The organism is Anaerolinea thermophila UNI-1 (genome assembly GCF_000199675.1).
In the GTDB taxonomy this organism is placed as follows: domain Bacteria; phylum Chloroflexota; class Anaerolineae; order Anaerolineales; family Anaerolineaceae; genus Anaerolinea; species Anaerolinea thermophila.
This window is the reverse complement of record NC_014960.1, coordinates 1,833,621-1,857,320: the sequence shown is the minus strand read 5'-3', so window position 1 is coordinate 1,857,320 and position 23,700 is coordinate 1,833,621. Positions and strand designations below refer to the sequence as shown.

Annotated in this window: 20 protein-coding genes and 1 tRNA gene; 8 read left to right on the top strand and 13 right to left on the bottom strand. The window is 46.2% G+C overall.

Going from position 1 to position 23,700, the window contains the following annotated elements:
* Positions 1–75 precede the first annotated feature (75 nt).
* Positions 76–157: transfer RNA gene (locus ANT_RS08320), tRNA-Leu, on the bottom strand.
* A gap of 99 nt (positions 158–256) precedes the next feature.
* On the opposite strand from ANT_RS08320, the gene ANT_RS08315 reads away from it, so the two are divergent.
* Positions 257–679: a hypothetical protein gene (locus tag ANT_RS08315; RefSeq protein ID WP_013560064.1), complete on the top strand. Its 423-nt coding sequence runs from the start codon at positions 257–259 to the stop codon at positions 677–679.
* Positions 680–734: 55 nt separating this feature from the next.
* Here the strand turns inward: ANT_RS08315 and ANT_RS08310 are convergent, their stop codons facing one another.
* The 12 genes from ANT_RS08310 to ANT_RS08250 form a co-directional block, all read right to left on the bottom strand.
* Positions 735–2,846, bottom strand: coding sequence for an acetate--CoA ligase family protein (locus ANT_RS08310; RefSeq protein WP_013560063.1), 2,112 nt, complete (start codon positions 2,844–2,846; stop codon positions 735–737).
* A gap of 277 nt (positions 2,847–3,123) precedes the next feature.
* Positions 3,124–3,666 carry a hypothetical protein gene (locus ANT_RS08300; protein ID WP_013560061.1) on the bottom strand — a complete coding sequence of 181 codons (543 nt, stop codon included), beginning with the start codon at positions 3,664–3,666 and terminating at the stop codon, positions 3,124–3,126.
* A gap of 19 nt (positions 3,667–3,685) precedes the next feature.
* A complete protein-coding gene (locus ANT_RS08295; RefSeq protein ID WP_013560060.1) occupies positions 3,686–4,705 on the bottom strand; it encodes an NAD-dependent epimerase/dehydratase family protein in 1,020 nt (339 codons plus the stop codon).
* A 246-nt stretch (positions 4,706–4,951) separates the two neighbouring features.
* Positions 4,952–5,317 carry a rhodanese-like domain-containing protein gene (locus ANT_RS16285; protein WP_013560059.1) on the bottom strand — a complete coding sequence of 122 codons (366 nt, stop codon included), beginning with the start codon at positions 5,315–5,317 and terminating at the stop codon, positions 4,952–4,954.
* Positions 5,318–5,411: 94 nt separating this feature from the next.
* Positions 5,412–6,674, bottom strand: coding sequence for an MFS transporter (locus ANT_RS08285; RefSeq protein ID WP_013560058.1), 1,263 nt, complete (start codon positions 6,672–6,674; stop codon positions 5,412–5,414).
* Between the two features lie 3 nt (positions 6,675–6,677).
* On the bottom strand, positions 6,678–8,918 hold the full coding sequence (locus ANT_RS08280; protein WP_013560057.1) for a WD40 repeat domain-containing protein: 2,241 nt from the start codon (positions 8,916–8,918) through the stop codon (positions 6,678–6,680).
* Positions 8,912–9,484 (bottom strand): 4Fe-4S single cluster domain-containing protein, encoded by a 573-nt coding sequence (locus tag ANT_RS08275; protein ID WP_013560056.1) that lies wholly within the window; start codon positions 9,482–9,484, stop codon positions 8,912–8,914. Before ANT_RS08275 ends, ANT_RS08280 begins: the two co-directional genes overlap by 7 nt.
* Positions 9,481–9,690: a DUF2997 domain-containing protein gene (locus ANT_RS08270; RefSeq protein WP_013560055.1), complete on the bottom strand. Its 210-nt coding sequence runs from the start codon at positions 9,688–9,690 to the stop codon at positions 9,481–9,483. The genes ANT_RS08275 and ANT_RS08270 overlap by 4 nt, the downstream gene beginning before the upstream one ends.
* Positions 9,691–9,705: 15 nt before the next feature.
* The gene (locus ANT_RS08265; protein ID WP_013560054.1) at positions 9,706–10,086 is read right to left on the bottom strand and encodes a DUF1257 domain-containing protein; all 381 of its coding nucleotides are present in this window, start codon (positions 10,084–10,086) and stop codon (positions 9,706–9,708) included.
* A 15-nt stretch (positions 10,087–10,101) separates the two neighbouring features.
* The gene (locus ANT_RS08260; RefSeq protein WP_197534051.1) at positions 10,102–11,451 is read right to left on the bottom strand and encodes an Hsp70 family protein; all 1,350 of its coding nucleotides are present in this window, start codon (positions 11,449–11,451) and stop codon (positions 10,102–10,104) included.
* A 255-nt stretch (positions 11,452–11,706) separates the two neighbouring features.
* On the bottom strand, positions 11,707–14,352 hold the full coding sequence (locus tag ANT_RS08255) for a WD40 repeat domain-containing protein (RefSeq protein ID WP_013560052.1): 2,646 nt from the start codon (positions 14,350–14,352) through the stop codon (positions 11,707–11,709).
* Positions 14,353–14,364: 12 nt separating this feature from the next.
* Positions 14,365–15,843 carry an AAA family ATPase gene (locus ANT_RS08250; protein WP_013560051.1) on the bottom strand — a complete coding sequence of 493 codons (1,479 nt, stop codon included), beginning with the start codon at positions 15,841–15,843 and terminating at the stop codon, positions 14,365–14,367.
* Between the two features lie 72 nt (positions 15,844–15,915).
* On the opposite strand from ANT_RS08250, the gene ANT_RS08245 reads away from it, so the two are divergent.
* The 7 genes from ANT_RS08245 (at position 15,916) to ANT_RS08215 (ending at position 23,697) form a co-directional block, all read left to right on the top strand.
* Positions 15,916–16,944, top strand: a complete 1,029-nt coding sequence (locus ANT_RS08245; protein WP_013558534.1) for an IS66 family transposase — start codon at positions 15,916–15,918, stop codon at positions 16,942–16,944.
* A 242-nt stretch (positions 16,945–17,186) separates the two neighbouring features.
* Positions 17,187–19,358, top strand: a complete 2,172-nt coding sequence (locus ANT_RS08240) for an aldehyde ferredoxin oxidoreductase family protein (RefSeq protein WP_049784858.1) — start codon at positions 17,187–17,189, stop codon at positions 19,356–19,358.
* Positions 19,359–19,468: 110 nt separating this feature from the next.
* Positions 19,469–19,864 carry a response regulator transcription factor gene (locus tag ANT_RS08235; RefSeq protein ID WP_013560049.1) on the top strand — a complete coding sequence of 132 codons (396 nt, stop codon included), beginning with the start codon at positions 19,469–19,471 and terminating at the stop codon, positions 19,862–19,864.
* On the top strand, positions 19,865–20,230 hold the full coding sequence (locus tag ANT_RS08230) for a DUF192 domain-containing protein (protein ID WP_013560048.1): 366 nt from the start codon (positions 19,865–19,867) through the stop codon (positions 20,228–20,230).
* A gap of 2 nt (positions 20,231–20,232) precedes the next feature.
* Positions 20,233–21,624, top strand: coding sequence for a peptidoglycan DD-metalloendopeptidase family protein (locus ANT_RS16280; protein ID WP_172634599.1), 1,392 nt, complete (start codon positions 20,233–20,235; stop codon positions 21,622–21,624).
* 46 nt (positions 21,625–21,670) lie between these two features.
* A complete protein-coding gene (locus ANT_RS08220; RefSeq protein WP_013560046.1) occupies positions 21,671–23,257 on the top strand; it encodes a hypothetical protein in 1,587 nt (528 codons plus the stop codon).
* A 2-nt stretch (positions 23,258–23,259) separates the two neighbouring features.
* Positions 23,260–23,697: a hypothetical protein gene (locus ANT_RS08215; RefSeq protein WP_013560045.1), complete on the top strand. Its 438-nt coding sequence runs from the start codon at positions 23,260–23,262 to the stop codon at positions 23,695–23,697.
* Positions 23,698–23,700 lie beyond the last annotated feature (3 nt).

Sequence of the window (23,700 nt, the reverse complement as noted above, 5' to 3'; positions counted from 1 at the left end):
GAGAGGGTTTGAAAACCCTCTCTTGATTTCGTAAAATACGACAGATTTAGGTGCTTCTAAAGCCATACATTCTAATGGGGAAGACGGGACTTGAACCCGTACGCCTTTCGGCACATGATCCTAAGTCATGCCTGTCTGCCAGTTCCAGCACTTCCCCTCGTCAAAAATTATACCATATTCACTTTTTTGCCGGGTTTCAGAGGCGGGATGGGAAATAAGGTATAATCCCAGCCGGATTTTCAACAAGGAGGTTTCAATGGGACGGGTGATTAACCCAGACAGTGCCGGTAGAGAAAGAACACGCCTGACAAAGGCTACAGTTCTTGCTTTACGGGCGTTGATGCGGCAAACCCAGCCAGACGATACTTCTCGCGACCTTGCTTCCTTTATTTCCCTTGCTTTGCTTCAAATTTCGGAAACTATTGATGTTTCTGTCGAAGCATGGGAAAAGCGAGGTTACTGGTTAAAGGCGGATCGTTTTCGGTTGGAATGGGAATGGGCAAAACACTCCGGGAAACAAATGCAGGATGCTGTTTTGCGGGATGATTGGGCAGAGATTGCTCGAATCTCTGCCTTTGTAGGGGGAAAACTAATGAAAGTGGTGGTTTCCGACAAACATCGCTTGGGGACACCCTGGGTTGGGGCGTATCAGATGTTACTGAAAAGTGGTAGGGAATAAATAAAAAACAAGGCTGGTCTCAATTTGACCAGCCTTGTTTTATCATGTTCGGATTTTACTTTTTCTTCAAGATAATGCGAGCATCAACCACTTTCACGCCTTTTCCTTCTGCATAAACCAGAACCGGATTCGCATCAGACTCACTGATTTCATCCGCCAGATCCAGAATCATGGTGGAGTAAGAGCAAATTGTCTCTGCCAGTGCTCGTTTATCGCGAGGTTCTTCACCGCGTACACCGGCAAGGATAGGCGCGCCACGAATTTCTCCCAGCATACGCAGTGCTTGCGAGGTGGAAACAGGCGCTACCCGGAAGGTTACATCCTTGAGCACCTCAACGAAAATCCCACCTAAACCGAACATCATGGTCGGACCGAAAGTAGCGTCGTTGACGGAACCAAGGATGACCTCAGTGCCCCATGGCGCCATTTCCTGAATTGCAATGCCATGAATGCGGGCGTCAGCCTTATAGGCTTTGGCATTAGCCATAATTGTACGGAAGGCTTCACGCACCGATTGCTCATCCTTCAAATTGACTTTTACGCCGCCAGCATCCGATTTGTGCAGAATATCGGGAGAGACAATCTTCATTACGACTGGATAGCCAATTTCGCGGGCAAGGCTAACGGCCTCATCCTCGGTTTTTGCCAGTAAGGTCTTGGTGACGGGCAGACCATACAGGGCAAACACCTGCTTGGCTTCAATCTCTGTGAGAGAGTCACGTCCTTCAGCGCGTGCGCGTTCGATGATCTGAAGCGCTTCGTTGCGGTTCTCTCCGCCACAAAGTGTAATCGGCTCTGCCAGCAAAGTTTTATTGCGGGCATATTCGTTCAATGCGGCAATCGCATTGACTGCGCGGTCAGGGGCTCCATAGGCCGGAATACCATGATCTACCAGCCAGCGCATGGCTTTATCTGAGCGTTCGCCTCCTACAAATGACACAGTTACAGGCTTGCCGTTGGCGCCAGAGTTGTCAATGGCACTCTTGATACCCTGAGCAATCTCCATGGGGTCAGTTACGGCGGTTTCGCAGTACAGCACCACCAGACCATCTACCCACGGATGCGCGTACGCAAACTTAATCGCATTGTGATACCATTCAGTGCCTGCCATGCCAGTTAAGTCAACAGGGTTCTTGGCAGAGCCGAATTCGGGCATGTGTTTCTTGAGTTCTTCCTGAACCTCTGCAGGTGCAAACTTCAGCGGCACGCCGTATTTTTCGGCTGCATCGGTTGCGAGCACACCAACACCACCGCCATTAGTGATAATCAGAAGATTATCGCCTTTCATGGGCGGTTGAAGCGATAAGGCAAGAGTGCGGTCAAAGAGATTGTCCAGATCACTGGCTTGTACCACACCGGCTTGCTGGAATGCAGCTCCATAGACTTTGGCAGCACCGGCAAGAGAACCGGTGTGCGACGCAGCGGCAGCCGCACCGTGAGAGGAAACGCCGGCTTTCAACGCAATGATCGGTTTATTGGTCCGCCGACAGACATCCATGAAGCGCCGTCCATTTTTGAACCCTTCGATGTAAAGGGTAATGGCTGTAGTATTGGGATCATCGTTCAGCCATTCAATAATGTCGGCAAAATCCAGGTCCGACATGTTTCCAATGGAAATGAGTTTATCAAAACCAACTCCTCGGACATAGGTGGAAGCGTCAATTGCAATCAATAAAGCGCCAGATTGAGAGACCAGAGAGGCTTTTCCGGGAAGGGGAAGATATGGGGCAAAGGAAGCATTCATTCCAGAGGAGTTCGCTAAAACGCCCACAATATTGGGCCCCAGAATTCTCATGTTATATTCATGAGCCTTTTGGACAAGTTCTTCTTCCAGTTCTCGCTTCCCTACCTCACTGAAGCCCGAGGTGATGATGACCAATCCTTTGACACCTTTCTTACCACATTCCTCAACAGCAGGGATAACGATTTTTGCAGGAATGGTAATCACCGCGGCATCGATATCTTCGGGCACATCCAGAACAGAGGGATATGCTTTTAAGCCCAAAATTTCTTCTGCGCCTGGATTGATGGGGAAAATTTTGCCTTTATATCCCTGATTGATCAGGTTGGAAAGAACAGTGTATCCAATTTTGCCGGGTGTGCTGGATGCTCCGATTACAGCAATGGACCGCGGCGTCATAATTCCATCTAATGCTTGGTGATTCACGGTATCCTCCAATTTCTGGTCTTCTTTATCTTTTATATTTTTTATCACATCAAAGATGCCACAAACAATCTTATTTTAAGCATTTTTCCCTTTACTAAAGTAACGAGTTTGTTCGACATTTATCATAATAGCCCCCGTTTCTGGAAGTGTCTGGTGAGACAGGAAGAGGTGAAGGAAGTCTAATCTCTCCTGTTCGCCTGAGGGTTTTGTATGAGCCAGAGTAAAAAACTCCGCAGGGGAATAGATCCTGCGGAGACATTTTTAAACTGCCTTACGGCTATCGCTTGGCAAAGATGGCTGTTTCCTGTCGAATTAATGTGTATGGAACTTTTATACTCCCCAAATTGGGGAGTAAAAGATTGGTAATCTCCGCATCGTAAATCGGAGTGTAAAGTTCATGGGTGACATCAAGAAACTTCTTAACAGTGGAGGTGGTAGATAGCCGGAGATAGCCCTTGAATTGGAAAGAACTGAGCAGAATCAGTACAGGCTCCATCTTCCGATTGGGCTCTGTGGGATCGTAGTCAATCGGGTCTTGTTCTGGAGGAATCAAATGAAAGGCTTGAATTTGAGACAATGAAATGTGGAGCTCTGTATATGAAGTAGGGCTGACCTGTCCACCTGTGGTGATCATACCTTTGGCGTTATGTAATGTAATACGATCGGGAACAGCGTTGGTTCTTAACCATGTGCTGACACGAATGATGGATTTCGTGATTAACTCACCCCAGTAGATGCCCGAGAGGGTATATATCATCACATGAGAGATTTTCTCGTCTGCCTCAAGTCGAGGTGTGGTTCCAGCAGGTTGTTCACTCATGGGGCTCTCCTCATGAAGGTTAGGCGGTATATCTTTGTCGAATGGCAGGAATAAGGTATTCTTCAAATGCGCGCTCAAAGTCGTAATCGGGCTTCCACCCCCAATCTTGCCGGGCAACACTATCGTCAATGTCGGCTGGCCAGGAATCAACGATTCGCTGACGGCTCAAGTGGGGAGAGAACTCCACCTGTGCTTGGGGGAAGTACTTCAGGACCATGTGGTAAATTTCTTCCGCAGAAGGGCTGAAACTGGTTACATTATAAACCGTTTGCGTCAGTTTTTCTCTGGGGGCTTCGTGGAGCATCAAAAGGGCTTTAACCGCATCGGGCATTGCCATAAACGGCAGTCGTGTATCGGGACGGACAAAGCACTTATAAGGGAGATTTTGAGCCGCGTGGTGGAGCATTTCAGGGCCATAATCGCTTGTCCCCCCTGTAGGAACTGTCATCGCACTGATAAGTCCAGGAAAGCGCAGACAACGGAAATCAATACTGCTTTTCTCTGGTTCAGCAGCCAATTGCCGGTAGTGGTAGGCGTAGTATCGTCCTAAGTGCTCACAATAGAGTTTATTACATCCATACATCGTAATGGGATTTCCCCATTCGTTTTCTTTTACTTTTCCCAGAGAATTCTTAACTTCCAGTGAAGGAATACCGTATGCTGCAATGGAACTGGGGTAGATAAATTTGACAGGTTGCCCCTGCCATTGAGATTGCTCAACTGCAAGGCGGAGTAGATTTAAAGTTCCTTCTACGTTGATACGGTGGGCTGTTTCGGGATTGTACTCTGCTTTTGTAGAGAGAATGGATGCCAGGTGGAAAATACTTCGAATTTCAAATTCAACAACCATTCTTCCAAGAAGCATTTGGTCCAGAATATCTCCCTGAATGGTGCGCATGCAATAGGGCTTTAGTTCTTCATCCAGTGGCTGAACATCCAGAGCAATGATATTTACATTGCCCTGTTGTCCCAGGTAGGTGATGAGTCCATGACCGATTTCGCCATTGGCTCCGGTAATTAAGACAACTTCTTTACGCATACCCCTCCCAGGTGGAAAACAGATTGGTTGCTCTTATTGTAATGGATTGGATAGAGATTGGAATTGGTCAAACATCACTCTTAATCTAAAAAAAACTCCGATTTTTCATCGGAGTGACAATAATCAGGGTTCAGTAGGATATTGGGCTTCTACCCACGCCCTTAACCCACCCAACAAAGGATTTACTTTCTCATACCCTTTGCTCTGAAGAATATCAGCCGCACGGGCTGAACTGTTTTCCGCAGGTCAGGTACAGTAGAGAATAATCCAGCGATCTTTGGGTAACTCATCTAAATGTGATTCGAATACCCCTAAGGGGATATTAATTGCCCCTTTGATATGTTGTTGAGCATATGAATTTGAGTCACGGACATCAACAAAGATTGCACTTTGAGAATCAAAAGCACGCTTGGCTTCGTCAAGAGAAACTCTCTGGATGTTTGGGAAGGGAATACCGAGATCTGGTGTTGACTTTACGGCTTGTTTGTTTGAATTGTCTAATGCAAGCCACATCAAAAAACCGATCAGGATAAGCCCTATTCCGCTAAGCAAAAGAGTAAACGGAAAACGCTTTTTTGTTTCTTTTATCTTAGGTCTGTTAGATGTCCTCATGCAAACATCCTTGCTGTAATACGACTAAACAAGTCCCATTATATTCTTAATAAGACATAATGTAACTATGATTCAAGAGTTTATGAGAAATTTCTTAATGTTTTCTGTCAATGGTAAAGAGAAGGAAGCCTATCAGGCTTACTGCGCCACTAATGATCAATGCAGCATTGAAGCCTAGAACGCTTGCTAAACTGGTGCCAATGAATGGGGCAATTATTGAGGATACATATTGAATACTCTGGGCTGTGGACACGAAGATTGCGCTGTATTTTTCCGGTACAGTTCGCATGAGTTCATCGAAAAATACAAGATTCAATCCCGCCTGAAAAATGCCTGCTAAGCCGGCATAGAAAGGAATGGGCCACACTGTGTGAGTTAATCCTGTCAAAACGGGGTAAAGAGATACTCCGAATGTGGTGGCAAGCAATACTCGCCGTGAACCATATCTCCGGGATTGTCTGGTCCATAAGAAATAGCCCAGGATTAAGATGGCAGTTTGCGCAGTGTTAATGGTAGCAATCCAACTGTCGGGAGCATGAAGTTGACGGACAAAATAGAGGGGGAACAGTGGGGCTGCCATGGTCGTGCCGATAGAAAAGACAAACCGCTTCAGGTTAAACGCAACAAAAGGTTTTTCTGCAAGAATCAGATGTAAAAATTCACGTAGCCCTTCACGTAAGGATGCTGGGCGTTCTTGAGGGATCTCTTGGGGGGGTAAATTCAAGTGGCTGGAAAAGTAATAACTGATTAACCCTCCAATAGAAAGGGCTAGAAAAACAATCTGATAATTCAAAGGGAAAGATTTGATTCGGTCCAGGGCTTGTCCAACAAGAATAACGGTGAGCGTTGTAGTTAGTCCCAGAATCGACCATCGTCGAGTCATTAACTCGTAGCGTCCCACGGGTCCTGCTACGGAGTTCATCACTACATTAAAAGAAATGGAGAGAAGTGTTTGTGGGAAAGTGGCAAAAGCCCAAATGGCTAAGATTCCGATAACCGCGGCATGCTCTTTAAGAACAAATGTGATCAATCCGGTCATTGCATAACAAGCAATGACCAGAAGCCTGGCAAGGCTGAACCATGGAACGATTTGACGCTGTCGTTGAAGGAACTGTCCCAGAGGGATGGATAATATTAAGCCGGTGATGGCTGGCATCGAAGTCAGTAAGCCTACTTCAAAGGATGAAGCATGCAACCGTGTTAGAAATACCGGGAGGAAGGGAGCAGCGGCACTGGCTATACCTACACCAATAGCGTCTACCTGTACATTGATGAAGTTTCGCCGTTGAATATCCGATGAAATTTCAGGGGTAGTAAACCACTGTTGGACTTTTTTTTGCCAGTATTGTATGGTCATGTCTCAGATCTCGATGTCAAATTCTCCCGCAGAGATCAATTGAGGGGCTTCGACTTCCACATCAAATCGGGAAATCCATTTCCAGAAAGCCAGGATGAATTTCGCCCAGGGAAGTTCGCTTCTTGGAACCCTTCCCCTGTTCATCCTGTCTTCAAGATCCTGAATTGGCAAGGTGCTTCCTGGACGATGCACGAAACGTGTCCAGAGGTATAAAGTATTATCCCATAAATGGATGATTCCCGCATCATTTACCCCTGCAATCCACGCTCCATCTGGAGATAATGCCAGTGAAGAAAAGGTATCCTCCTGAATCAGAACCTGGGTGGCAGCGGTAGGATTGGAAACCCGGATAAATCCTAAAGTGCCTGAACGAGTGCCATACAGGAGATGTTCCCCATCCGGGTGCAGAAACATTCCCACTGGCGGAGAGGCTAGTGGTCCAAACTGCCAGAGAAAACTCCCCGTTTTTCCATTCCAGGTTCTTAAGATCCGATCTTTTCCTCCTGCAATCACAAAGTCGGATGAGAAATGCCCTGCAAGGAAAAAATTTCCTTCTGCGCAACCCGGTATGCTATGGACTTGTTTTAAGTCGGGTAAACTGAGGATCCTGATGTTGGGAGAATACCCAGCCACAGCCAGCAAACGTCCCTCTGCAAAGGGAAGAATGGCGAAAATTTCCTTTTCTGGGAAACTGCTTTGATAAAGTTCTGTTCCCATTGGAAAGCGCCAGGCTCGCACCGATCCATCAAATCCTGCGCTGTATAGTATCTTTCCATCTGGAGAAAAATGGATGCTGCGAATTTGCCCGCGATGTCCTTCAAAGGTTTTTACCACGCTTTGGGTGGTCATGCGGAAAACGCGTAATCGGTGATCGCCACCGGCAGATACAAGAAATTCTCCGTCCGGGCTAAACAGCACCGCTCGATGGTTCGGATAAGGAGCAGCAGGTGCAGGAATGAGCATCTTTCCTTCAGGAAGATTCCAAACGAAAATTGTTTGTCCACTGCTTCCAGCGGCAAGATATTTCCCGGAGACATCAAAAGCAAGGGAAGAAATTAGTCTTTCCGGCGAATACAGGGTATTTACCAGGGCAGGTTTAGGGAGCGCTTCTGTGCAGGGTTGGGCTAAAGCGCATAACTCGACGTATGCTTCATGTTCGGGGGGGGGAAGGGGGTGCCATTCTTTCCTTTGCAAGAGTGTCAGAATGACCACACTCCAGTAAGGAGACGCATGTTGTGCCAATCGCCACAGATCTTCATATCTTTCTGCTTGGCTGAGGTGGCTTAATGTTTCTTCCCATTCGTGGTCGCTTAAGTCGGCTAGAAACCGGACCTCTCCCTTCTCAGAGCCCAGCCTTTGAAGCCAGGAAACCTGACCGATGCGTCGCGCTTGTTGAAGAATACGGTGTCTCAGACTCTTTGAGGCACGCTGATAAGTATCGAGTAGAGAAGAGAACTCATAGTCACTTTGCAGATATTCTTCAATCTGATTGGTAAAAAAGAGGTAAAGGGCACGTAGAGGAAGTTCTAGGGGTAAGTATTCTTCTCTTTGCAGAAATTCCACAATCTCTGGTAAATCGTAGTGAATGTGAAGCATTGCCAGAGTATCAAAAGCGACCGAACTGCCTTCTTTCGCTTTTCGGATGAGGGCATCAGTCAATGCTTTTCTTTCGATCTCTGAAAGAGTATTGAATTGATTGACAATTTCGAAAATATCGCTATCACTCAGGTTTTGTATGATGATGAGTAAATGAATCCATCGTTCAAAAGGAGTTTTCTTGGTATGAAGCAGAAGGGTATTTTGTAATTCGAGAGAGTAAAACTGAAAAAACGCCTGAGTTAAAGCAGGCAAACGGTCAATTTGTTGAGGATTTTCTTCCACAAGGAATTCCAGGAGAACTTTCAATTCCAGATGCTGAGGAATATAGGGCTTTGCCAGGAGCCACTGTCTCAGCCCTTGCTGGTTTTCCTTTAGAGCAAGCTGGTAAAGGGCATCCACTGCAGGTTCATTTTCCTGGCTTGCCAGTCGCTTCAATGCTTCTGTGGCAAAATTGGAGATCTCTGCGCTGCCGTTTTCTGAGATCTGGTATAACGTTTGGATAGCCTCTTCCGTTGCCTTTTCTTCCAGCAGGAGAATGCAGCCTGCTTGAACCAAGTAATGAATTTGGTCGGAAGAAAAAATGTCAATATTTTCTTCGAGTAAGGCTCTTAAGTCTGAAACCGAAAAATCCTCTGAGGTTACCATGCCAAAGGATCAATTCCAGTGATAAAAGTATTCCCTTCGGGGCTAATGGTTATTTCGCATACAGGAACGTCCTGAAAATCACTTAAGGAGTATCGTGTAGTCAGGAAATGGAACTCTTTGTTTGCAGAACCAATAAAACTCTGGGCTAACCTTTTTTCTTTGATGAAACGTCCGGAGATAATCACATCTACGTATGGAAACAATCTATCCCCTTGCAACCGAAAAATTTCATCCCATTCAAAACCGGTCAACAGAATCACTGAGAGAGAACTATTCGCTCGAAGCGTGGAAAGCAAACTCTCCAAAGCCTCAATTTGGAAAAGAGGTTCTCCCCCGGTAAGAGTAATCCCTTCAATGGAAGTTTGTTGTGACAAAATTTCTTGAGCCAACTCCAAAGGATTTACCCGGGTGCCCTGATGAAAGGAATGTGTTTGGGGGTTAAAACAACCCGCACATCCCAGAGAACATCCTTGCACCCAGATGACTGTTCGCTTTCCCGGTCCATTTGCAACGCTTTCTGGAAGGATGGCGTGAATCCTTAACTCTGGAACCTTGTAAGTATTCATTGAGATAGCGAAAGAGTATCAGATTGATCGATTGCTGTTGGAGGTTCCTGAGCCTCTGGGGTCATTTCGCGTAAGAGAATGGTCCCTCCCAGGGCTTTTTCCATCTCTGCTGTAAGTTCAAGACATGCCTGCCCTTTGACCCCGCGCACCCTCACTTCAACCTTGCCATCTGGTAAAATTACCACTTCGATTTCTTGAATTTCCATGTTTTCCTCTTTTCATTACTGCATGCGGCGCAGCAAAAGCCGGATTTGACCGGTTTCCTTAACTTCTTCTTCTACCAATGCAAACCCTTGTTTTTCCAGTTTCGCTCGGGTGACGTGGTAGGCGTATCGCTGTTTCAATTTCTTGAGGAACTGATAACGATTAAGCCCTCGAACCCCGTACCAATCTGCTACCAATTCGTAGCCGTTGTTTCCTTTGCGAAAGCCAATATCAAAACTGAATTTCAAGGGAATACGGATTTCCACCGGCATGGTAGTGCCTGCAAAGCCCTGGATGGTCAGCTCACCCTCCTGATATTCAATTCCGAGGTCTTTCAAAGCCAGGAGCAAATATTCTTTTTCCATCAACTCAGTTTGGATGCGGGAAAAATGAGACATGCTTCATCCTTTCTTTCATGTTAATCGCACTACCGGAAACTCTTTGAATACAAGTTTGCCAGTCTTTAAATCCCGCGCAGTGATCAGGAGACGTTTGTTGGCGTCGATATTGAACTCTACATCAAAACGCGGCTCTCCTTGAACCCCAGGAGGATCGGCGTTAAGGAATGTTGGAGAGTTTTCGTTCATCCAGAATAAAGTACGTTCTTCGATGTCTTGAGGGGAGAGAGGAGTAAGTCGCGCGCTTCCGTTAGGGTCAAAAATCAGTTCGTAGGAGGTTGAGTTTTGAGGACGTTTTTCGCCAATTTCAAAGATGGCAACTCCCAAACGGGTTTGTCCATTGTAAGAGGCTTTTATAGAGAGGCGACTTACCGGTTCACGAGTAGGGTAAGGAGTACCCTTCTTTACGATTGGATAATAATCGTAACTTTGTTTTTGGGAGTTAATATAACGGATTGCGTAATCGTGCTGGATATAGTCGTAAAAGTCTATACCTGCAACAAACGCGGCTGCACCTCTGGCAACTGCATCCAAGGGACGGTTGAAGAAAACGCGTTCCTTTCCGAAGGACTGGCGCAGGGTGCGTTGAACGCTTGGAATTTGACTGCTTCCTCCTACCATAAGCACGGCTTGAATTTCATCTTCCTTATACCCTCTTTCTGCGGCGGATTGAACGGCGGAGCGGATGAGGTGATTCAACTGCAGATAAAACTCGTGCTCATCCAGAATGGCTTCGAATTGCTCGCGGGTGTAAGAAGCTGAGAATTCTAAATCGGACTCGGGAGGTGAGAAAACCAGCGAGGCGGTTTCTTGAGAGGATAAATTTTCCTTAAGATGCTGGCATTCTACCAGCAAAGCAGTGCTCCAGGGACGTAATCGGGGATCCCCATCGGAAAGTTTATTTTTCTGCAAAATATCCTGGAATAACCACTGGTCAATGGTTGTGCCACCAATATTCTTCCCCGACTTCCCCAAAACCCGACAGCGCCTGCCCACTTGTGATTTGTCTTCACTCTCAATCAGGATGACAGAGGCGTGCATGGTGCCGCCGCCAAAGTCAAAAATTAAATACACATTTCCGGGTTGAATTTGTGCGCCATACCCCAGAGCGGCGGCAGAAGGTTCATCGATAAGTCTGAAACGTGGCATGCCTGCTTCTTCAGCAACCGAGACCAGCCAGTTCTCATAATGTTCAAAGGCTTCTACAGGCACGCTGAGGGCGACTTCTTCTTCCTTGAAGTCGATCTGTTGACTTGCAAAAAGAAGTATCGTGCTTAAGAAATCCTTTCCTGCAATTTGGGGAGTGATTTCCCGATCTCCTAATTTGAATCGAATGGGACTGCGGTTGCTGATGTATTTTTTCATCCAGCGCAACGTTCTCGGAGATTCCTGGAGACTGCGTTCGATGACTTGCTGTCCAATCCAAATGCGGGAATCTTCTGCATAATGAATAAGGGAAGGAATAATAGAGATGGTTTCCCCATTTTGTATTTGAGAGAACCCATATTCTGGAATATGGAGGGGGACTCCTTGGTGGGATGTTTCATCCCACAGAGCAAGGACTGTATTGGAAGTACCAAAATCAATACCTAATCTACCGGCCATACCTTTCTAAACATTTTAATCAGAATTGTTCTCAATCAAAATATCAAATTCTCCAGGTTTGATAGTGACGGGTTCGGCAATAAATATATCATATTGGTAACGATGAGTTAAGATCAGGTCTAAGAAGGTGAGCAACCATTTTAATGGGAGAGGTTGATGGGGATTTAACCTGAATGAGCGAATAGTCAATAAATCCTCAATGGTTAAGGAAGACAAAGGTTGTTCCAACCAGCGATGGAAAAAGTTGCTTCTTAAATCCCAAAAAGTAAAAAGACGATGCGCATGCCCAATCACCATAAATTGTCCATCGTCAAATATCTCCACTGAGGTAATGTCCTCCTCGGGAATCTTTTTCATGTTGATGTTGCTGAGATTGTATTGAGTATCCAGCCATAAAATATTTCCATTCCTCGCGATAGCAAGATATTTTTCTATACCCGGGATAAAACCAATAAAAATCACAGGGAAAGTTATATTTCCTACTAATTGGGTTTTGGATGTGCGGGGGTAAAGAATAACATCCCCAAATCTTTTGCCAACTAGAAGCGCATCTCCTGACTGGGAGAAAGTCATGTAACTAGCAACATTTCTATCTATTTGTCTGGTTATTTGGTTGTATTCTCCATGCACTGATTTAAGTGTGTGTAAATCTAGAAGATAAGGGTATTTTTCTTGTATAAAAGCAACCTTTTGTTGAGAGGCGTCAATGGCTACTGCTTTTGGCGGAAAAGGCACAATGTATTGGGGAGTAGATGGATACGTTGTAAGATCTCCAATATAAACTTCTCCATTCTTGTAGACACTTACATAGCGATTAGCGTTCAGTGGGAAGAGCCCGACAATAGCGTTTGGGTGCTCACCAATTTTTTCTATCTGATGATGCTGTTTGATGGCATAAATTCCACAAGGGGTACTTCCTGTACTTCTCTCTGCGACAATGAGACCGTTCTCGGAAAGGGCAATGATTCTGGCTAGAGAATGAGAGAAACCTTTTATTCGTTTTTGGATTTTGGCTTGTTGATAATCCCACAAAATGACTTGCTGATTTGACGTTGCAATCGCAATCAGATGGGATTGAGGTATCACGGCAAAGTCATTGACTCTCCCACCGACTCTGACAGTTGCCAGATGGATCAGAGGCGGGATCTTTTCTTGTATATTTGATATGTCTTCTACTTGGAACTCATAAAATTCTTTTCGTAACTCATAAAACAATTCATCTTCCTTGCTGGGTTTCCATTCCTCTTGTCTGAAAAGATCTCTCAAAATTCGAATGCCGTATTTGGCTGGGACCTGAAAAACCAGAGTCCACAATTCATCCAGGCGTTGGTGTTCGGTATAGATGCGTATAGCCGTCTCAATAACTTCTGGTTGAAAACTTTGCAGTTCTTTCCGGATTTCGTGAACTGCCAGAATTTTGACCAGCGAGGGATGCCCAAGCCGCTGGATCAGGCGGGTAATTCTTGAGCGGATTTCTGGGGTTGTCGTTTGGTAAAAGACTTGCATTAATCGCAGGTCATAGTCGAATTGAAAATATGCTTCCAATTGTTCGGTCAGTAGAAGCATACAGGCTTGTATTTCTGGTTTTGAACTTGTAAGGTGGTATTCTTGCCACAGATCAAGTGCTTTCTGCTCTCCCTGCATGGCTAATTCTGCTAAACGATTGATGTGTTGAGACGTTAATTTGGAAATTAACTCTCGTGCTTTTGTCTGAATTTCGCTATCCTGGTCATAACACAGGAGCACAAGGGTGTTAACCAGATCCAGTGGAATTTCCTCAGGTAAGATGTCCCTGTGGCGTTTCAAGTTTACAGCCAACCATACTGGTGTTCCCGGTTTGGGTAAAAAGACACCTCGCAAAATCCACTCTTCCAGACAGGAAAAACGTTTTTCCCACCAAAGTTCAAACAGGCGGTGAATGGTTTCCGGATTCCGTAAAAATGATAGAGAGGAGAGCCCGCGTTCCCTTATTTCGGAATCTGGCTCGGTACATGCCTGGATTAATTCCTCGGCATGTTCCGGTAAAGCGTCCATAACGTTGGTAAGCCTGTTTGTCTTCAAAGCAACGAAGATATAACCTTTTTGCGAAGGATCGGGTAAATACCGGGAGGAGACCAAAATTTTTTCCGCAAGGGGGTTACGTGTTTCAAGCCAATAAGTGCAAAAGGCTTTTATGGTACCTCTATGGCGCAAATGTGATAACCCTTTTTGGGCAAATTCTGCAATTTGATGATTGGAGTCATTGCTTGCCTGGATTAGGGCGGGTAAGAGTTGAGGAGGAATTTCGGTAATCTTGTTCATTTCGCCCTTTAATATCCAGGCATACGCCACTAGCGGTGAAGACGGATCGGGAATAAGCCCAGCGGAAATTAACAACCGGCTGAGTCGGTCATTTCTTGAGGCATACCAGTATTCCCATAGCCCTTGTATTCCTTCTTTCCTATGAATCCCTTGAATTTGGAGTATCACAGATTGAACAAATTTATCCGAGTCGCGAATCGTAGCAATTTTTGAAAGTACTGGAATGGCTTGTTTGCTTCCTATGTTGACGAAGAATACCAGAATCTCAATCAGAGGGATGGACAATGAAGGAAAACTTAAACCCAATACCTCTATCAGGGAGAGAATCATTGAAGATATTCCATGGAGGAGTGCATTCATAACTCGAAAGAATCATTCTTGCAGAGAACCTGAAGCCGATTGTGCCCTGCCCTCGCGGAGCCATGCCCGGAGTGCCGCTACAATTTCGCGTTGGGATACCGAAAGAGGAACCTGCCTTTTCAGGGCAGTTAGAATGTCTTCGGTAGTAAATTCTCGTTCGCCATCGTTGAAGCCGATATACATTGCATCAATTACTGCTTGTTCAATTTCCGCGCCTACATACCCTTCCGACCGATCTGCTAACAATTCCAGGTCGTAATCTTCGGGTAAACGTTTGCGTTTTTGCAAGTGAACGGAAAAAATTTCCATGCGCTCCTCGTGGTTTGGCAAATCCAGGAAGAAAATTTCATCAAATCGCCCCCTGCGTAAGAGTTCCGGGGGTAAACTGCTAATGTCATTGGCTGTGGCTACAACAAAGACAGGGGCACTTTTTTCCTGCATCCATGTAAGGATGTTGCCGAACACCCGGGTGCTTGTACCCGAATCCAATCCACCATGCGCCAGGGCTTTCTCCATCTCGTCTATCCACAGAATACATGGGGCAATGGTTTCCGCCAGGTGGAGCGCTCGCCGGGTTCGTTCTTCAGATTCACCTACCAGACTTCCAAACAGTGCCCCGACGTCGAGCCGTAGCAAGGGTAAGTGCCACAAGCCTCCGATCATCTTGGCAGTCAGGCTTTTTCCTGTTCCTGGAATACCGATGAGGGCAATCCCTTTGGGGACGGGCAAACCATACTCACGTGCGCGTTGGGAAAAGGCTAATTCTCGCATCCGCAACCATTCTTTCAGGGCTTTTAATCCACCTATGTCTGCCAGAGTGTAGGTCGCCGGATAAAATTCCAGAGCCTCGCTTTCACGAATGATTTGTCGTTTTTCCTCTGTGACGAGATCGATGTCTCTATCGTCAAGAATGCCATCGGTAACAATTGCTCTGGCAAACACCCGCTGTGCTTGTGAGGTGGTGAGCCCTAGAGCGGCTTGGATTAATTTTTCTTTACCAAGCGGGGTTAGATGGGTACGGACGCCGGAATTTTGCGACAGGGTGTTCAGGACATCCTGTAATTCCTCTGCTTTAGGAAGAGGAAACTCCAAAATGACCGTTTCATCTTTTAATTCTTCAGGTACCCGAGATGTGTGTGTGGTAATAAGAATCGTTTTCCGTGTGTACTTCAAACGTTGAGCCAGATTTTTGAGTTTTCTCTTGATTTGCGGATTGTTCCAAACTTCATGAAAATCTTTCAACACAAATACTGTTTGATTCCCGGGATCAAACTTCTCAATTTGTTCCAGCGCAGTCAAAGCATCTCGTGCTGTTGGCAGGGGTTGATTGGACGAGGTTAGCCACTGAAAAAAATCTGCTACGTCCCAGGTCAAGCAGGCACGCTGGTTTTTTTCGCAGGCAGATCGAATGGAGTGCAAGACCCTCTCTTCTTCATTGGATTGAATAATGACAAGGGTGAAACGGGCTCTGAAGTAAAGACGCTGTAACAAACTTGGTGGAGAAAGGGAAAAAAAGGAAGGGATCCTGTAAGATATTGATATCACAACTCCAGGAGCCCTTCCATGAAGATTATACTCCAACTGCCACAGGTAAAACGAAAAAAGCCTGCTCGTCCGAAGCGCTGTCCATATTGTCAGGGGGAGACATTCCAGCGATGGGGAGTGGAGAAAAGGCGCATCGAGGATGTCAAAGTTCGTCATGTCGAGGTGGTGAGGTATCGATGCACACGGTGCAGGCGCACCTTTCGGGACTATCCGGAGGGGGTAGGCAATGGACGGCACAGTGAACGGTTGAAGAAATTGAGTGTGATCCTGTGGTCACTGGGATTGAGTTATCGCAGGGTAGCCGGGGTGTTGAGGATCTTTGGGCTGAGGCTCAGTCATATGAGCGGGTGGCGGCATGTACAGGCAGAGGGGGAAAAGTTGATGGGGGAATTGAAATGGAAAAGCGTGCGGGTGGTGGGGGTAGATGGAGCCTGGGTGGGAGGCAAAGGAGTGATGGTGGCGGTGGATCTGGGAGATGGTAGTCTGCTGGAGGTTGCCGAGGTAGACGAGAAAGACAGCCGGGCTCTGTTCACCTGGCTGAAACGGTTGAAAGAGATGCATGACATCGGCGCCATCGTGAGCGATGATCTGGCGATCTACAAGCAACTGACCGATGAACTGGAGATAGGGCATCAGGTCTGTCAGTTTCATGTGCGGCGCTGGGTAAAGCATGCTTTGAAGGGGTTACAGGCTGAGTTGGATCCAGCCTGGCAGGGGGTGCTTGAAAAGGTCGAGGAAATCCTGCGCGACCTGCCATTGCATGGAGACCGCCTCTTACACCGCCTGTGGAAATCCCTGCCGGGCAGGAGTACACCACCGGAAGGAAAACGCACGCCCCTGGAAAAACTCCGCGACCTGATCCTGCGCTTATCGCGTGATTGGCAACGCTATGTGGCTTTCTATGCTGATGTGGGTATTCCCTGGACCAATAATCGCACGGAACAGATGATTGGCAGGCTCAAGAGCCGCGCCCAGCAAGCCAGGCGATATAAAACCACCGCCGGGTTGCTCCGCGGAAGCACAGTTGCCTGTCAGTTCTGGGCATGAGCCCTCCCGTAATTCCCTCCTCTCCCCCCGTCTTCTCTCTTCCTTCCTTTTTTCGAAAATTCGCCCACCAATTTTGTTACAGTCTCGAAGTAAATATCCAGTTGATCAGCAAAGTTCATAAGACTCCAGAAAGTTACTTTTATCGAGAAAGCCAGTGACAAAAGCAAAAAGGAAGGAAAGTTGTTTTTATTATAATTGAACTCAGAGGCTATTCTTTTACCCCTTTAGTTCAAGGAGAATATATGGCTATTCCAAGTGTGGATGTTCTGCGCCAATCTCACCGGTTGCTGGCAGAATATCAATATGAGATTCTGCCTGTGGTACACGGTTATGCAAACCGGACTCTCTATATCAACCTGAGTGAAATGAGGATTCAGAGCAAACCGGTGACAGAAGAGATGAAAAAAACCTTCACCGGTGGCAGAGGATTTGGATTATGGCTTCTGTGGAATGCTACCACCCCCCAAACCCGATGGGATAGCCCCGAGAATGAGTTGATTATTACGGGAGGTCCTATAGGAGGAATCACCCAATATCCAGGCACAGGGAAGTGCACCGTCCTGGCAATTTCTCCCCTTACGCACACCGTCTGTGATAGTAATGGGGGTGGATATTTTGGCCCCTATTTGAAATTCTCAGGCTGGGATGCGCTGGAAATTCAAGGTAAAGCCGATAAAGATGTCATCATCTTCATTGACGGAGACGAAGGCATTGTTCGGGTGGAAGAAGCACCTCTTGAAGTGCTGGATACGCACATTCTAAACCGCCAGTTGACCGAGATGTATGCAAAAGACGAAGAGGATTGGCGTTCTATCTCCGTAATATCTTCTGGCCAGGCGGCTGATCATATTCCGATGTGTGGTTTGAACATCAGTTATTACGACCCCAAACGAAAGGATACCCGCATCAAGCAGGCTGCTCGGGGCGGAATGGGGCGTGTCATGCGGGATAAACGCATCAAAGCAATTGTGGTGCGTTACAGTCAGATGGGTCCCCTGAGCAATGGCCCTGCCAAACCAGAGTTATTGAGAAAGGCAGGACAAAGGATTAATCGCGAAATTGCTTTGTTTGATGCCTCTCAAAATGATATGCGACATACAGGAACGCCTTATCTGGTTGAGATCATGAATCGTTTTGATTTGCTTCCCATTGAAAATTTCCGCTATGGCTCTCATCCAGATGCCAGTCGGATTAATGGGGAGGTTTGGAAAGCCCGTTTTGATACCAAGTATCCGGATGGATGCTGGTATGGATGTAGTATGTCTTGTGCACACAGTGTGCCGCATTTTCATTTGCGCACAGGCCCTTACAAAGGGGAAGCCGTCCGTGTGGATGGCCCCGAGTATGAGACGCTGGGAGCCATTGGCTCAAATCTGAAAATCTTCAATCCCGAAGATGTATTGGAAATCAGTTTCTACGCGGATACGTATGGGATTGATGTGATTTCTCTGGGAAATTCCCTTGCTTTTGCTTTTGAGTGCTATGAGTATGGGATTCTTAATAAAGAAATTACCGGAGGATTGGAACTTACCTGGGGGAATGCTGATGTAGCGCTTGAATTAATTCATCAAATGGCACGCGGAGAAGGTTTTGGTGTCATTGTAGGGCATGGCGTTCGTTTCATGAAGAATTATTTTGTGGAAAAATTCGGCGCCGATCCCCAATTGATGCAGGATATCGGCATGGAAGTGAAAGGCTTGGAAATCTCCGAGTATATGTCGAAGGAATCCCTTGCTCAGCAAGGCGGATACGCCATGGCAAATAAAGGCGCACAACATGATGAAGCGTGGCTTATTTTTATGGAGATGGTTCACAAACAACTGCCTACCTTTGAGGCAAAGGCAGAAGCCTTGCATTACTTCCCCATGTGGCGTACCTGGTTCAGCATTCATGGGTTATGTAAACTCCCCTGGAATGATATTATTCCTGAAAGCAACAAAACTGCCAAAGAGCCTCAAAAGGTGCCGGAACATGTTGAAAATTACACCTGGTTATATGAAGGGGTAACGGGAGAGCCTATTGATATTGACGGGATTATCCTCCAATCGGAGAAGGTGTACAATTTCCAGCGATTGTTCAATTTGCGTCTGGGATTTGGAACGCGAAAATGGGATCGTCCTCCGTATCGGGCAATGGGACCTGTAACAGCCCAAGAGTACGAGTCGCGGCGAGAACGTTATGACGAGCAACTCCGCGAGGCAGGAATAGACCCAACGAGCATGACTACCGAAGAGAAAATCAGGGCGTTGAGAAAAATGCGTGAAGAACGCTATGAACAACTTCTGGATGCTGTATATAAGCGCCGGGGATGGGATCAAAACGGGGTTCCTACGTTGGAGACCGTGCGTCGTTTAGGCATCGATTTCCCAGAGGTTGTTGAACTCATCAAAAAAGCCTCTCAACAGAAAAACTAAAAGGTTCATGTGAGATAGAGCGGCGTGAAGGCCGCTCTAATTATTTAACGTCGTGAATTTTCTTGCATCATCTCCAGAACATTATGGTAAACTAATGTCAAGAGGGCGTTATGGAAGAAGCGAATAAAAAAACTGTGGTGGTGTATATTGAGGACGATCTGGATTTGATTGACCTCGTTACCCGCATCTTAACCCCCCGGGGATTTGAAGTGAAGGGGGCTCATGGGGGACAGAAAGGGTTAGATTTGATCTTCCATGACCCTCCAGATTTGATATTGCTGGATTTAATGATGCCTGGTATGGATGGTTGGGAAGTTTATCAGCAGTTGAGAGCCAATCCATCTACCAAACACATTCCGGTAATCGTGATTACTGCTAAGGCACAGGATATTGATCGCGTTCTCGGCTTGCATATTGCCAAAGTACAGGATTACATTTGCAAACCTTTCCGCCCTCAAGAGTTGCTGGATAGCGTTGACCGAGTCCTTCGTGAGGTGAAAGCCTAATTGCTCGTTCGCGTCATTAATCATACCCATCCATATTCCCCATGGATTACAGCGAAATATTGTGATCGCTTCTTTTGCCGTTTAAAGGGGCTGATGTTTTCTTCTGCTTTGGATGAAAAAGAAGGACTCTTGCTGGTTGAAGCCGGCGATTCGCGCATAGGTGCTTCTATTCACATGCTGTTTATGAGGTTTGATATTGGGGCTGTGTGGATTAATTCTTCCATGAAAGTAGTTGACCAAAAACTTGCGCATCGCTGGCAATCTAATTTGATGCCTTCCGCTCCGGCAAAATATATTCTGGAGGTACATCCTTCTCAATTGAAAAATTTTCATATTGGTGATGAAATTTCTTTTGAACCCCTATGATCATGAAAAAGTGCTTCCTTTTCTTTCTGGTAATTGTGCTTTTATTTTCTAATCCCTTTGGGGTACATGCTCAGGATCAAACTCCGTCTGCCCCAGTATACATTGTACAATCCGGTGATACGATGTACACCATTGCTCTGCGTTTCAATGTGCCCCTGAGCGAGTTGATTACTGCTAATCCTTCTATTAACCCCGATTTGCTTCAAGCCGGTATGGAGGTGGTTATTCCTGGATTGGAGGGGGTGAGTGGTGTATTAAGTACAGAAGCAATCCCTCTGGGAATGGGTTTGGATGATCTGGCACGTTTTCGAAATGTTTCCAGGGATTTGCTGATCAGACTCAATAAAATTACCAGCCCGGCTGAAGTATATGCCGGCTCTAATCTTGTCGTGCCTGAGAAAGAGGCTCAGATTTATCATGAGGGCTTAGGACGATTATCACCCCAGAAAAGTCTTCTTCAGGTGGCTGTGGAGAAAAACCTCAATCCCTGGAGCATTGCTTTATCACACCAGCAACTCAGTACCCAGACTGTGTTATCAGGTGAAATGCTCTATTCTCTTTCGAGCGAAAAGGCACCCACGCCCAATCCTCTTATGCCGATTGTGCAGTCCATTGTGCTTTCTCCACTCCCTTTAGTGCAGGGGCGCACCGTTGTAATCACCGTTCAAACTACACAGCCAGTGGAAATTTCCGGGTCTCTGAATGATCGCGCGCTGGAATTTTTTGAAAATCGCAAAAATGAATTTGTCGCTATTCAGGGAATCCACGCAATGGCCAATCCGGGGCTTATTCCCTTTAGCCTTCAAGTGAAAACTTCAGATGGGAATACCCTCAGTTTTCAGCAGGAAATCATTCTAATGAGCGGATATTATCCCCAGGATCCGCCTTTGTCTGTGGACCCTGCTACGATTGCTCCCGAGAATACCAGACCAGAAGATGACTTAATTCGGGAAATTGTTTCCAAAGTTACCCCTGAAAAATTATGGGATGGGATGTTTGCCTTACCTGTGGATGAGCCTTACTGTATTCGTTCGGGATTTGGCAATCGTCGCTCGTACAATGGAAGTCCCTACACTTACTTTCACACCGGACTGGATTATGGAGTTTGTGCAAATTTGAATATTCGAGCCCCAGCCGCAGGAGTGGTGGTATACACAGGAGATCTTACTGTTCGGGGGAAATCCACCATCATCGACCACGGTTGGGGAGTTTTCAGTGGTTTTTGGCATCAACAGGAGATTTTAGTAAACGTGGGTGATAAAGTAGAACCTGGACAACTTATTGGGCTGATTGGGGGCACTGGAAGAGTAACCGGCCCGCATCTACATTGGGAAGTTTGGGCAAATGGTGTTCAGGTTAATCCTCAACAGTGGTTGGAACAAAGTTTTCCCTAAAATGTCAAGTATAATTGGAAACGACTCCGAAGGACGTGGGTGAAACATGAATGGAAGGAAGTTGGGCTTAAGGGAACAGTACTGGCGAGAATTTCAAATTCAAGAAGAAGACCTTGAATTTGTTTACAATCACCTTTTGGAAACCGAGATTCCTTTGACTACCGAGGAATTGGTACGTCTTATTCTTGCAGAGCGGATTCGTCGTGAAAAAGAAAACCTTAAAAGAAAACAAGCCGACGCTGGGGCAATTTACTATCCCAGAGAGGTTTATTCTGTTGGACAGGTTATTCAGTTTCCTGCCTTAAACTGGCAAAAGGGAAAAGTTCTTCAAGTACGTCCGGGCTACAACCCTGACCTCCCTCCGTTTCAGGTTATGGAGGTGGAACTGGAAAGCGGGGAGGTTAAGTCTTTTGCCGTGGGGTTGGATGCTCATGCTTTGAATGAGATGACATTACAGTCCGACGAAGATTTGTCTCTGGATGAAAATACCATCTTAAGCCAGTATGGTTCAGTTTTACAACGGCGTATTGAAGAGCAATTATCGTCAAATCCAGACCTGGTTCGTATTGCCGGACGATGGTTCCCCCGCGCACTGCTGGTGGATATTCATGTCGGACATCTTAACCTTGCAGAAGCCATTTTGGAGATGGAGGGTGGAGGTCCTTTGTCCACTCGCGCTCTTATGGAGCAATTGGACTTGCCAAAGGATGTAAATGCTAAACTCATTGAGTTTTCACTCAATCTGGCTTTACAGGAAGATGAACGGTTTGATGAAGTAGGACCTGCAGGAAAAATTTTGTGGTTCTTAAAGCGCTTGGAGCCGGCAGAAGTTCAAACCCCGCCTGCTTTCCTTCAATACTTTCCCCAACCTTACGATGAACAGCGAGTGCTTCCACTTCTCGAACAATTTGAGGGTTCTGTGGTGGATGAGATAGATCCTCAAATTTGTCCAAAAGTTGGAGAAGATGAAGCCACAATTGCGTTGTTGTATCCTCATTTTCGGTCGGGAACTTTGCCTTTATGCGATGTATTTTATCGATTTTTCCCAACGGCTTATGAATCCCCCCGAGTTCAGTTTACCTTTGTAGACGGGCACTCGGGAGAAAAATTTTCTGGCTGGGTGGTTCGTCCTCACCGGTATGTGTACGGTTTAAGAGATTGGTATTTGAAGAATGAGTGTATTCCTGGTGCGTTGATCACTATTCAAAAAGGGGTAGAACCCGGTGAGGTAATTATTCGAGCCAATCGGAAACGCCCTACACGTGAATGGATGAGAACGGTGCTGGTAGGTTCTGATGGCGGTATCGTTTTCGCCATGCAGAAACACAATGTGAGCACACTGTTTGATGAACGCATGGCGCTGGTCATTAATGACCAGAATGCACTGGATCAGGTTTGGCAGAATGCCAAACATCGCACCTCACTTGCCCACGTTACCCGTAACATGATGAGAGAACTGGCAAAACTGAGTCCTCAGGGGCATGTTCACGCCCAAGAACTGTATGCTGCGGTTAATGTAGTTAAGCGTGTACCCCCAGGATTGGTCTTGACCATTTTGCTGGATAACCGATGGGCAACCCATTTGGGAGATTTGTATTTCCGCTTTGTTGAAATCTCGGAGAATGAGGGGTAATCATGTCTGAAATCAAACGCTTCACCCTGATTAAACCCACAGTAGATACTCCCTTCTGCATTGATTTTAATTGGTGGGCTGAACAAGGACAGGATCCAAACGTTTTTCTAAGGGAGTATTTATGTGCGGAACATCAGGCAGCGTTTGAACAGAATCAGACGGTGAAAATTGATTGGGTGGATCCACAAACTGCAGAAGTCCAAGCGGTAGATGGATTGCAACACGTCTTAATTCAGCATTGCGCTAAACAGCCTAATTTCATTACGGCAAATACCTCTCTGGTAGATGCAGTATTCCGGATTTTATTAGCCAATGGAAATATCCCAATGTCACCTGTAGAGTTAAGCCGTGAGATAGGCAAACCTGCCGACTTGATATTACGCACCCTGTCGAGTGGACGTGTGTTTATGGGTATTCGTCCCAAACATCCCTCGAAGTAGCCG

Bases quoted from the DNA above. Each gene is read 5' to 3' on its own strand.
- ANT_RS08315 (WP_013560064.1), top strand. From the start codon at position 257: ATGGGACGGGTGATTAACCCAGACAGTGCCGGTAGAGAAAGAACACGC.
- ANT_RS08300 (WP_013560061.1), bottom strand. From the start codon at position 3,666: ATGAGTGAACAACCTGCTGGAACCACACCTCGACTTGAGGCAGACGAG.
- ANT_RS08295 (WP_013560060.1), bottom strand. From the start codon at position 4,705: ATGCGTAAAGAAGTTGTCTTAATTACCGGAGCCAATGGCGAAATCGGT.
- ANT_RS16285 (WP_013560059.1), bottom strand. From the start codon at position 5,317: ATGAGGACATCTAACAGACCTAAGATAAAAGAAACAAAAAAGCGTTTT.
- ANT_RS08285 (WP_013560058.1), bottom strand. From the start codon at position 6,674: ATGACCATACAATACTGGCAAAAAAAAGTCCAACAGTGGTTTACTACC.
- ANT_RS08280 (WP_013560057.1), bottom strand. From the start codon at position 8,918: ATGGTAACCTCAGAGGATTTTTCGGTTTCAGACTTAAGAGCCTTACTC.
- ANT_RS08275 (WP_013560056.1), bottom strand. From the start codon at position 9,484: ATGAATACTTACAAGGTTCCAGAGTTAAGGATTCACGCCATCCTTCCA.
- ANT_RS08270 (WP_013560055.1), bottom strand. From the start codon at position 9,690: ATGGAAATTCAAGAAATCGAAGTGGTAATTTTACCAGATGGCAAGGTT.
- ANT_RS08265 (WP_013560054.1), bottom strand. From the start codon at position 10,086: ATGTCTCATTTTTCCCGCATCCAAACTGAGTTGATGGAAAAAGAATAT.
- ANT_RS08260 (WP_197534051.1), bottom strand. From the start codon at position 11,451: ATGAAAAAATACATCAGCAACCGCAGTCCCATTCGATTCAAATTAGGA.
- ANT_RS08255 (WP_013560052.1), bottom strand. From the start codon at position 14,352: ATGAATGCACTCCTCCATGGAATATCTTCAATGATTCTCTCCCTGATA.
- ANT_RS08245 (WP_013558534.1), top strand. From the start codon at position 15,916: ATGAAGATTATACTCCAACTGCCACAGGTAAAACGAAAAAAGCCTGCT.
- ANT_RS08240 (WP_049784858.1), top strand. From the start codon at position 17,187: ATGGCTATTCCAAGTGTGGATGTTCTGCGCCAATCTCACCGGTTGCTG.
- ANT_RS08235 (WP_013560049.1), top strand. From the start codon at position 19,469: ATGGAAGAAGCGAATAAAAAAACTGTGGTGGTGTATATTGAGGACGAT.
- ANT_RS16280 (WP_172634599.1), top strand. From the start codon at position 20,233: ATGAAAAAGTGCTTCCTTTTCTTTCTGGTAATTGTGCTTTTATTTTCT.
- ANT_RS08220 (WP_013560046.1), top strand. From the start codon at position 21,671: ATGAATGGAAGGAAGTTGGGCTTAAGGGAACAGTACTGGCGAGAATTT.
- ANT_RS08215 (WP_013560045.1), top strand. From the start codon at position 23,260: ATGTCTGAAATCAAACGCTTCACCCTGATTAAACCCACAGTAGATACT.